This window comes from Wolbachia endosymbiont (group A) of Scambus nigricans (assembly GCF_947251485.1).
In the GTDB taxonomy this organism is placed as follows: Bacteria; Pseudomonadota; Alphaproteobacteria; order Rickettsiales; family Anaplasmataceae; genus Wolbachia; species Wolbachia pipientis.
Genome location: NZ_OX366356.1, coordinates 137,552 through 149,010, shown reverse-complemented (window position 1 = coordinate 149,010; position 11,459 = coordinate 137,552). Strand labels below are relative to the sequence as shown.

General features: G+C 36.3%; 6 protein-coding genes and 3 pseudogenes. 4 read left to right on the top strand and 5 right to left on the bottom strand.

Annotated elements, in window-relative coordinates; genetic code table 11:
• The first annotated feature begins 49 nt into the window (after positions 1-49).
• The 4 genes and pseudogenes from OPR46_RS00890 (at position 50) to OPR46_RS06525 (ending at position 5,221) form a co-directional block, all read left to right on the top strand.
• Positions 50-562 carry a hypothetical protein gene (locus OPR46_RS00890; RefSeq protein ID WP_006279733.1) on the top strand — a complete coding sequence of 171 codons (513 nt, stop codon included), beginning with the start codon at positions 50-52 and terminating at the stop codon, positions 560-562.
• A 634-nt stretch (positions 563-1,196) separates the two neighbouring features.
• The gene (gene uvrA / locus OPR46_RS00885) at positions 1,197-3,992 is read left to right on the top strand and encodes an excinuclease ABC subunit UvrA (protein ID WP_265043489.1); all 2,796 of its coding nucleotides are present in this window, start codon (positions 1,197-1,199) and stop codon (positions 3,990-3,992) included.
• 54 nt (positions 3,993-4,046) lie between these two features.
• On the top strand, positions 4,047-4,178 hold the full coding sequence (locus tag OPR46_RS00880; RefSeq protein ID WP_265043488.1) for a hypothetical protein: 132 nt from the start codon (positions 4,047-4,049) through the stop codon (positions 4,176-4,178).
• 207 nt (positions 4,179-4,385) lie between these two features.
• A pseudogene (locus tag OPR46_RS06525) lies at positions 4,386-5,221 on the top strand (double zinc ribbon domain-containing protein).
• Between the two features lie 9 nt (positions 5,222-5,230).
• Here the strand turns inward: OPR46_RS06525 and OPR46_RS06930 are convergent.
• The 5 genes and pseudogenes from OPR46_RS06930 to dnaK form a co-directional block, all read right to left on the bottom strand.
• Positions 5,231-6,222: pseudogene (locus OPR46_RS06930) on the bottom strand (IS5 family transposase).
• A 165-nt stretch (positions 6,223-6,387) separates the two neighbouring features.
• Entirely contained in the window at positions 6,388-7,935 is a 1,548-nt protein-coding gene (gene murE / locus OPR46_RS00850; protein WP_265043485.1) for a UDP-N-acetylmuramoyl-L-alanyl-D-glutamate--2,6-diaminopimelate ligase, read from the bottom strand.
• Positions 7,910-9,143: pseudogene (metC, locus tag OPR46_RS00845) on the bottom strand (cystathionine beta-lyase). Before metC ends, murE begins: the two are co-directional and overlap by 26 nt.
• Positions 9,144-9,150: 7 nt before the next feature.
• A complete protein-coding gene (locus OPR46_RS00840) occupies positions 9,151-9,435 on the bottom strand; it encodes a BolA family protein (RefSeq protein ID WP_077188332.1) in 285 nt (94 codons plus the stop codon).
• Positions 9,436-9,505: 70 nt separating this feature from the next.
• Positions 9,506-11,428, bottom strand: coding sequence for a molecular chaperone DnaK (dnaK, locus tag OPR46_RS00835; protein WP_012673300.1), 1,923 nt, complete (start codon positions 11,426-11,428; stop codon positions 9,506-9,508).
• Between the last annotated feature and the right edge of the window lie 31 nt (positions 11,429-11,459).

The window sequence follows — 11,459 nt, the reverse complement described above, 5'->3', positions numbered from 1 at the left end:
TAACGTTTATTTAGAATGAATGTATGTTATTAATTTTGGGTAGGTAATTATGTCTATTTTATCGATACTCCTGTTTATCAGTCTTTCTTTACTCAACACTTCAAATAAATTGATGATATGTGCTGCCTTATTTGTGGGAGCTGCTTTAGTTGTAAATTCAATGGTTGAATTTTATGGCAGAAGCAAAGCTACGTACAACTTAATAGTGTGTACAGCGCTATGTTGTGTTTTTAAATGGCAAAGTTTTAATTTGATGATATTGATTTCATATACTGCAATTTTAGTATCTCTTCTCTCAAGCATAATTATTTTTGAAAAATTGAAGTCCAAGTTGAATTTTCATATGGCAAATTTCATTACTTTAATTATAGCATCAGTGGTTGATAGTGCCGTTGTATGTGTTGGATTACTATACAAATTTTCTGCAGGTAAATGCTTATCAATATACATTAGAGATTTAATTTTTAAGTTTTCTTATGTGTCAGTATTGAGCATCTGCTTGTTTGTAGGAATGTATTTATTTTGCTTGGCGAACAAGAAGTATTTTAAGATTTCCACATAACCTGTTTTCTGATATAGCTAAACTGACTTTGGGTCCTGGGGGTGTATTTGGTGGTCCTAGTACGTAACAACAGTTTAGAATTTATAGGTAGCCTAAACCCACAACTGTACAAACACTATGATTTGAGCCTATCAGGGGGGTGTCATTCCAGTGCCCAGACACTGGAATCCAGAAAAAAGAATGGTGTCATCCCAGTGCTTGACACATAGCTGTACGAACATTCATTTTTGAAGGTAAATTGCACAGCAAATGGTGTCATTCCAGTCTGGAATCCAGAAATTTTGCTTATAACTGAGCTGATGAGCTAAAGGTAGTTGTCTTACGCTAAAACAAACGTTTTTAATTAAGTTGCATAGAACCAGTGTCTGGGCACTGGCCCACTGGTGGGAATTGCTCCTAAACTACAACGTTCGTACAGCTATGTGCTTGACACTGGGATGACATCATAGGGGCACTGGCCTACTTAACCGTCATACCGTCGCGGTATCTCAGCCGCTAACAAGTAGCGGAATGACGATTTATCAAACGCTGCTTAATTTTCCGTAACAGTTGAAAAAATCAATAGAAAATCAATATATCACTATAAATTCACGTATTTTGAGGCTATAATGGTTAATACGCTATATGGTATAATATGGACGATTTTATCAGAGTTAAGGGCGCAAGGGAACATAATCTGCAAGGTGTAGACGTCAATATACCGAAAAATAAGCTAGTTGTTATAACTGGGCTAAGTGGTTCTGGCAAGTCTAGCCTTGCATTTGATACGATTTATGCAGAAGGCCAACGCCGGTACGTTGAAAGCCTGTCAGCTTACGCGCGTCAATTTCTCAACATTCAGGATAAACCAGATGTTGAGTCGATTACAGGTCTCTCTCCTGCAATATCTATCAACCAGAAATCGATCTCAAAAAATCCAAGGTCAACAGTTGGAACTGTTACCGAAATTTACGATTACTTGCGCTTAGTATATGCACGAATAGGAGTTCCTTATTCACCTGCAACTGGATTACCAATAACAAAACAAACGGTGTCTCAAATTGTAGATACTATAATTGCGTTACCTTTAGAAACTAAGATATATATACTTGCCCCTGTTGTGCGTGGTAGAAAGGGAGAACATCTTAAAGAGATATTGGAAATTAAAAGACAAGGTTACGTAAGGTTCAAAATAGATGGTGAAGTGTACAATGTAGATGACTTGCCTAAACTCGATAAGAACAAGAAACACGACATTTTTGTGGTTGCAGATAGAATATCAATATTGGGCGATATAGGAAATCGACTGCCAAGTAGTATAGAATCCGCACTAAAACTTGGTAATGGTCTAATGTATGTAGAAATAGTAAACCTACCTGACAACCATAATTCCGAGTATAAAAATGGTCAAATTCTGACTTTTTCAGAGAATTTTGCATGCCCCGAGTCTGGTTTCACTCTTGAGGAAATAGAACCAAGATTATTTTCTTTTAACAGCCCTTACGGTGCATGTGGTTCGTGTAATGGGCTTGGTAAAAAGCTGGCTATTGATGTGAAGCTGATAGTGCCAGATGAAACTCTTTCAATATCTGAAGGCGCTTTAAAGCCAGTGGGATCAATGTTCCGTCAAGTGCACACAGGTTATGGATTTTTAAAAAGTGCAATTCTATCACTGGCTGAAAATTGTAAATTTAGCCTTGATGTTCCGTGGAAGAACATAGATCAAGAAGTAAAAGATATGATACTCTTTGGCTTCGGTAAATTTCAAGGTTTGGTCAGTATCTTAGAAAACCAGATGGATTATGATGAAACGCTTGTTGAGCGATATTGCTCTGTTACTCACTGCAGAGAATGCACTGGCTATAGATTGAGAAAAGAAGCGCTTACAGTAAAAATTGATAGCAAACATATAGGTGAAATATCAGGGCTTAGTATCGATGAATCCCTTAAGTGGTTTGAAAATTTGCCAAACAAGCTCACAGAACAACAGAAGCAAATCTCAAATAAAATACTAAGTGAAACAATCAAGAGGCTAACATTTTTAAAGAATGTAGGGTTGAATTACCTAACGCTTGATCGAGAATCTAGCACTCTCTCTGGCGGCGAGAGTCAGAGGATCAGACTTGCTTCGCAAATTGGCTCAGGATTAACGGGGGTTTTATATGTTCTTGACGAACCCTCGATTGGCCTTCATCAATGTGATAATGATCGGTTAATTGCCACACTAAAAAACTTAAGAGACATGGGTAACACTGTAATTGTTGTTGAGCATGATGAAGATACAATAATGGCTGCTGATTATGCGATTGATATTGGTCCTGGAGCTGGCGTAAATGGTGGAAAAGTTGTTGCAGAAGGAACACCAGACCAGGTGCAAAGAAATTCGGGGAGCATAACAGGGCGATATTTGAGTGGAGAGAAAAAAATTTTAATTCCAAGGAGAAGAAAGCAAGCAACTCAGTTCATAAAAGTAATAAATGCATGTGAAAATAACTTAAAAAATGTGAACGTTAAATTTCCTATAGGGAATCTTATTTGTGTTACTGGAATATCAGGAGGGGGAAAATCAAGTTTAGTCATAGAAACGTTATATAAATATTCAGCACATAAGATACATCATTCGTCTGCAAGGTATGGTCAGTGTGATAGAATAGAAGGCCTTGAATATATAGATAAAGTTATAGAAGTTGATCAGTCGCCAATTGGTAGAACTCCTGCGTCAAATCCAGCAACATATGTTGGTATGTTCACTCATATAAGAAATTGGTTTGCAGGTCTTTCGGAGTCAAAAGCAAGGGGATATAATATAGGCCGGTTTTCATTTAATACCAGAGGGGGAAGGTGTGAGGCTTGTAAAGGTGATGGGCACTTAAAGATAGAGATGCATTTTCTACCGGACGTTTATGTGAAGTGTGAGCAATGTAAAGGGCGAAGGTATAATCGGGAAACATTGGAAGTTACTTATAAAGAAAAATCAATCTCTGATGTCCTTGATATGACGATAGATCAAGCTTGTGATTTTTTTGAAAACCTTCCAATGGTAAAAGAAAAGTTGATTTCTTTGCAGGAAGTGGGGCTTGGCTATATAAAACTCGGACAGTCGTCAACAACGTTGTCTGGGGGTGAAGCACAACGAATAAAGCTGTCCAAGGAGCTATCAAAACGATTTACCGGAAGAACATTGTATATTCTTGATGAGCCAACAACTGGATTACACTTTGAAGATATAAATAACTTACTAAAAATACTCCATAGATTAGTCGATCTGGGAAATACTGTTATAGTTATCGAGCACAATTTGCACGTTATAAAAACTGCAGATTATATAATAGACATCGGACCAGAGGGCGGAATAAAAGGCGGAGAAGTGATTGCTACTGGAACTCCAGAAGAAGTGGTAAAAATTCCAGAAAGTGTTACAGGCAGGTATCTTAAAACGTATTTATTATAAACTATTTCTTAATTATATTAGGCTAGGTTGCATATTTATGATTTGGAGATAAGAATGTCAGTACATCGATACTTTATAGCTCTTTTTACAATAATCCGAACAGACCGTAATATGCTACTGGCCTGCTATAGCCATAAACACATATCTTATCGCATTCGGACTATTATAAGAAAGGCTATAAGTTGAGTGAAGTACAGAAGCCAGAAAAACATCAATTTTTATCTAAGGATAATTCAAAGACTACTTCAGTCAATGGTATACCACAAACTGAGTTATAAGTTCTGCTTTTCAGCAGCATGAACTATATTGAAATGGAATAAAAAGTGAAAGAGTGTAAGCTTAAGTTACTTTAGCTATACTATATAAATTATTTTATAATATATTTAATGAGTTGTGAACCTTCTCTTACTAAAAAAAGCTACAAATCTCATATTTCCAAGCGTATGCGTAAGTTGCGAATGTATCATTGATAAAAATCTTAATCTGTGTAGTGAATGCAACAAAAAAATCAATTTTCTAACTAAGCATTACTGCAATGTTTGTGGCGTAGTAATCTCAGACAATATTTATACGTGTGGTAAGTGCATCATCAATCTTCCACCGTTTAAAGTATTAAGATCAGTTTTTGCTTATGATCAACATAGTAGAAACATGATTATAAATTTCAAATTTTTTGATAATTTGAATTACGTAAAAATCTATGCAAAGTGGATACACCAAGCTAATCAGGATACATTTCAGAACGCAGAGATCATAATTCCTATACCGTTACATAAAATGCGCTTGTTTAAACGTAAATATAATCAAGCAGCACTGCTTGCAAAAGAATTGAGTAAGTTGTCCAATTTATCCTATACGCCATTTGCAATAAAACGCCTTCGCCATACTGCGCCTCAAGCTGGTCTTTCACTTAAACAGCGTGAAAAAAATTTAAAGAAGGCTTTTAAAACAAGCAACAAGAAAATTATCGAAAATAAAATCGTGATATTATAGCCTTTCTTATAATAGTCCGAATGCGATAAGATATGTGTTTATGGCTATAGCAGGCCAGTAGCATATTACGGTCTGTTCGGATTATTGTAAAAAGAGCTATAGTTGATGATGTGGTAACAACCGGAGCAACTGTAAGATCTTGCTCTCAGGAAATTTTAAACTCCGGTGCAAAAGAAGTGAGAGTGCTATCACTTGCAAGAACGGTGAATGATTGGACTTCTTGCATAAAAAATTAGCAGTCAGTATCATCCAAGTATAGCCTTTCTTATAATAGTCCGAATGCGATAAGATATGTGTTTATGGCTATAGCAGGCCAGTAGCATATTACGGTCTGTTCGGATTATTGTAAAAAGAGCTATAACAAGTAGTTCCTTCTCTCTATTTGTCTCAGATTTATTCCTAAAACTAAACCCGAATGTTTGTTTCAGTCGCGAGAAAAAACTTTCTATATAAGATCTTTTTCCATAACTCATCTCTTTTTTCCACTTCTTTATACCATCTTCATCATATGACTTTATGAGCTTGACTGCAGAATTTCTCTCAGCCATATAGTCTAACTTTGGATGCTCTGCTGCGTTGTTTTTCGGAGGAATTTTCGTTTTTATACCATATTGATTACACAGCTTATAGAGCTTTTCTCTGTCATATGCCCTATCTGCATATAGTACTTTTATGACATACTGAAAATCGACTTCTTTTAGCAAATCACAAGCTCCATAGTGATCAGCCGTTACTGTATTTTACAGCTATGGCTTTTTTCCTGTTTGTATTCAACATTACATGCAATTTTCTTGTCTGTTCATAGCTGCGATACTTTCTATCTTCGCTATTTCCTTTGCTATGACCAGGAGTGTTGTTGTATATACTAATTCCTGTACTGTCTATAGCAATTTCGATATCTTCCATATTATTTTCTGCAATCATTGATCTTAATATTGAGTTTCTTAAACCTTCTTGATGATTGTGAATAGCTGATAACTTGCAAATTTTTCCCAATTTGCTCAAGGTATCCTGCTATAAACCCAACTGTTTGCCTCAGGCCTATTCTAAATAAACAAGTTATTATGTGCACCAAAATTACAACTTTATCGCTATAAATATTGTTGCCACCTGGTATTTTTGGACCATTCTCGTACCACTTTTCTATGGCTTCGTTGATATAATGAAAAATATTTCCTCTTTTTTCTAGAAATTTGTTATATTCGCTATGGTTACTGACCCTCATTTTTTGTGGCATATTTTTTCTTTCAAGGTTAAATGGCTATTTTATAATGAATTTTGTCAGTAGCCACCAGATTTTTTCAGTTGCTATGCAACAAAGCCATCCCAGTGTCAAGCACTGGGATGACATCACTTTTGCTTCAATATTCGCACATTAGCGGAGGTAAGCCCATTGCGAAAATCAGTATGTTAAGGCATGATTTTTAATAACCTCAACATCGCTAAATTCAAAAGTTTGGTTGCCTATAATTTGAAATTTCTCATTTCCCTTTCCTGCAACTAGCAGAATCATACCCTCGTTATAGGCAATATCTACGCCTTTCTCTATAGCTTCTCTCCTACCTCCTATCTCCAGTGCATCAGGGCAATGTAGCAAAATATCGTGGCGAATTTTTGCCGGATCTTCATCACGCGAATTATCATCTGTAATTATTACTTTATCTGCATACATTTGTGCTATTTTGCCCATTTCTGAACGTTTCGTCTGATCGCGATTTCCACCGCATCCAAAAACTAGAATTATTTTTTTGTTGATATGCCATTTTAAAGACAATAGGGCTTGTTTAAGCGCACTTGGAGTATGAGCGTAATCCACGAATGCAAAAGGTTTCACTTTTTCCATTCTTCCTGGTGGAGAAACGAGTTTTTCTACGCATATTTCTCTGTAATTTAATCCAGATATACCAATTGCACATAGCAGATTATATGCTTGAAATTTTCCTAAAACTGGGAAAAATGCATTGTAAATTTGGTTATCAATTTTTACTGTAAGATGTTGACCATTAGGGGTTGATGTTTGCTCTAATAAAGTAATATCAGAGCCTTTTTTTCCATAAGTCACAACTTTATTACTGCGTTTTTCAGCTATTTTAAGCAATGCGCCGTATTCATCTATATCCGCATTTAAAATCGCTGTTTTTCCTTCTGGTAATACTTCGTAAAATAACCTTTTTTTAGTTTCTAAATATCCACCAAGACTTTTATGGTAATCTAAATGATCTTGCGAGAAATTAGTAAAAGCTGCAGCACTCAACTTTAATCCATGGATTCTGTATTGATCAATCCCATGACTTGATGATTCCAACACTAAGTGTTCTACACTTATACCACGCAATGTTGCGTAAAGGTCTTCTGCACCTGGAGTGGTAAGGCTGTTGCTATTACCTTTTCTGCCATTATTGATGCATGTTCCAAGTGTTCCAATAGACGCAGCATTATAGCCAGAGTTTTGCCAGATCTGGCGGCAAAATTCTACTACTGAAGTTTTACCATTTGTACCAGTTACAGCAGCAACATATTTGGGCTGTTTGAATTGATAAAACCTGCTGACTATTTCGCTGTATATTTCTTGAGGGTTTTGGTGTTCAAGCACTGCAAAGCTCGAAGTATCTGTCATTCCAGTGCGTGACACTGGAATCCAGTTTTTATTATACAATTGCCTAGTGTGCTCATTTGCAATTAAATTTTCTGGATCCAAGTAGTCAAGCACTGGGATGACATCTTTCTTGGCCCCTTGTATCATAACGTCTACACAGTTGTGTACGTAACACTGTGATTCAGTAGGAAGGATATGGATTCCAGTATCGCATGTTGCGTATTCTTTACTCCTTTCTGACACACAAACAAAAAGATAACCTTCCTTGACTCTCTTGGGATTACATGTAACGCCCTTGATTTCAATATCAAAGTTAACATCAATAATGTTATGCAGTAATTCTCTCAGTTTCATCTGCCAGCTTTGATATTCAAACATGGCAGTCTTGCTAGTGCAGCATTTAAATCAGAGATCAAATCCTCAGAATCTTCTAGTCCACAAAATATCCGCATGAAACTTCCACCATAATCTGAATTCATTACAGATCTTGACATAGATCTACGATCTATTGGTAATATCAAACTGTCGCACCCTCCCCAAGAAGCACCAATACTAAAAATTTTCATGTGATCAACCATGCAGCTTAGTTCTTCACATGAATATTCTCTACCCAATACTATACTGAATACGCCGCTTGCTCCTTTAAAGTAACTTTTCCATAATTCGTGTTGAGGATGGGAGGGAAGTGCTGGATATAAAACCTTTCTAACTTTTTGCTGTGCTTCTAGCCACTTTGCCACTTCCATTGCTGTATTTTGGTACTTTTTCATACGTGTGTGCAGTGTTCTTAGTCCCCTATGTGCAAGATAACAGTCGTGCGATTGAATGGTTACTCCATAATTTTTATAGCTCTCATAAAGCAATTTAAAAATTTCACCTTCAGCAATCATAGTCCCCATCAATAAATCTGAGTGACCGGCTAGATACTTTGTCACCGCATATAGTGCAACATCAACTCCATAATCAAGCGGCTTAAATAACAAAGGAGTGGCCCATGAATTGTCACAAACGGTCACAATTTTATGTTCCTTAGCAACTTTTACTATATGCTCTATATTCGAAATCTCAAACGTTACAGAACCAGGAGTCTCGATCATTATCAATGAAGTATTACTCTGAATTAAATCAGTTATATCCTGTGTTGGATCATAAAAAGTTACTTCTGTTCCTCTTTTTGGTAGCTCATTTTCTGCAAACCTCCTAAGCCTATAATAACTATTATCTTGAATTAAAACGTGCGAGCCTGCTTTAGCGAAAGTTAGAATAGCAAAAGTAAGTGCAAATAGTCCGGAAGGATAAATAAGCGCTTGTCCACTCCCTTCAATTTCAGCCAGTGCATTTGAAAGATAATGAACAGTAGGAGTACCAACATTACTGTAGCTATAATCCCTTGCAACACCATCATTGATTACATCGTATATACTTTCTCCATTTGCTGCATTTAAGTAGTCCTTGTAAGTAGGGAATAATATGGTAGAAGAATGATAAACTGGCGGGTTCATGGAACCTTTATAGTCATTAAATTTTCTTCCTGCTTTAACTAATATAGACTCTTCCTTCACATTTTTATTATTTATTTTTTAAATTGTACTCATCTTGCGTATACAAGTGAAGAGAAATTGCATGTATTAGCTCTATCTCACCCTTCAATAACTCATAAATCAACTTGTGTCTTTTTAGAACGCTCATTCCAATAAAGCCGTCAGATATTAATATTAATTTAATGTGCGAAGGTAATGTTGAAGATGAAGCAAAGTAATGATCAGCATGCTTTGCTGATTCATCGATAATGTTGATATCAATTACATCTATCGAATCGCGTATCTTTTCTTCTATTGTTTTAATAATATCCATAATGGTTTCTTTAAGCAACAATATGCTCCTCTTGTCATCCCAGTATCAGCTACTTGGATGACAATCGCAATTACTTATTCTCTTCTTTATTATCTATGTCTTGATAATCAGAATCTACTACTTTTTCCTCTTTATCATTTGGATTTCCTTCTGATGAAAAGCCATTTTCAGCACTATTTTGTTGAGATGCTTGATACATAGCTTCTCCAAGTTTCATAGATAATTGAGAAAGATTAGTGACTTTCTGCTGTATTGAATCAGCGTCATCAATGTTATCAGATTTACTAACTTCTTTTAATTCGTTAACTGCATTTTCAATAGCAGATCTATCTTCTGGTGAAACTTTATCACCATACTCTGTCAGAGACTTTTCTGTAGAATGGACTAAGCTATCCGCTTGATTCTTCACTTCAATAAACTTTTTGCGCTTTTCATCTTCTTGCGCTTTTTCTTCAGCTTCTTTTACCATGCGATTTATTTCATCATCAGATAAACCACCTGAAGATTGAATGCGTATTTTTTGCTCTTTTCCAGTAGCTTTATCTTTTGCAGAAACGTGTGCTATTCCATTTGCATCTATATCAAATGTCACTTCAATTTGTGGCCTTCCGCGCGGAGCAGGAGGTATCCCTTCCAAACTAAACTGACCAAGTAGCTTATTATCAACTGCCAGTTTTCTTTCACCCTGATGCACCTTAATTGTAACAGCTGTTTGGTTATCTTCTGCAGTTGAAAACACCTGAGATTTTTTAGTAGGAATTGTAGTATTACGCTCAATAAGTGGAGTGAATACTCCTCCTAGAGTTTCAATACCAAGAGAAAGTGGGGTCACATCAAGTAGTAACACATCTCTTACATCGCCTTGAATGATCCCCGCCTGTATTGCAGCTCCAATTGCTACAACTTCATCAGGGTTAACTCCTCTATGTGGATCTTTGCCAAAGAATTCTTTAACTTTCTCTATGACTTTTGGCATACGAGTCATGCCACCAACAAGAACCACTTCGCCAATTTGACTAGCAGATAAACCAGCATCCTCAAGAGCTTTTTTACAAGGAGCCATAGTTCTTTCGATTAAATCATTCACTAAGCTTTCAAGTTTTGCTCTCGTTAATTTCATATTTAAGTGTTTTGGACCACTTGCATCAGCTGTAATAAACGGTAGATTTATTTCCGTTTCCATTGCACTTGATAATTCAATTTTCGCTTTTTCAGCAGCTTCTTTGATTCTTTGCATAGCCATTGGATCATTTTTCAAATCAATGCCATTACTTTTCTTGAATTCATCTAGTAAATAACTCACTACTCCATTATCAAAGTCTTCACCTCCAAGATGGGTATCACCGTTTGTTGCTTTCACTTCGAAAACTCCATCACCTATTTCAAGTATTGAAACGTCAAATGTACCACCACCAAGGTCATATACTACTATTGTGTGCCCATGTTTCTTATCAAGACCATAAGCAAGTGCTGCAGCAGTCGGTTCATTTACTATTCTGAGTACATTTAATCCGGCAATTTTTCCTGCATCTTTTGTTGCTTGACGTTGAGAGTCGTTGAAGTATGCTGGCACTGTTATCACAGCATCTTTTACTTCCTCTCCAAGATAAGCTTCTGCTGCCTCTTTCATGTTTTGTAGTATAAATGCACCAATTTGACTAGGAGAATATTCTTTATTATCAGTTGTTTTAACCCATGCATCACCGCTTTTTGCTGCAAATACTTTGTATGGTACACTTAGATTTTTCATCTCAGGATCACTATATTGACGGCCTATTAATCTCTTAGTAGCAAAAAAGGTATTACTTGCATTGGTGGTTGCTTGCCTTTTTGCTGGAGCACCAATCAACCTTTCTCCTGAAGAAGTCAATGCAACTATAGATGGAGTAGTTCTTGCCCCTTCTTTATTTTCTATTACCTTTGTATCCTTGCCCTGCATTATTGCAACACAAGAATTTGTTGTTCCGAGATCTATGCCTATTGCTCTTCCCATAATGAGTACCCCATTGTAAATATTATCTGAT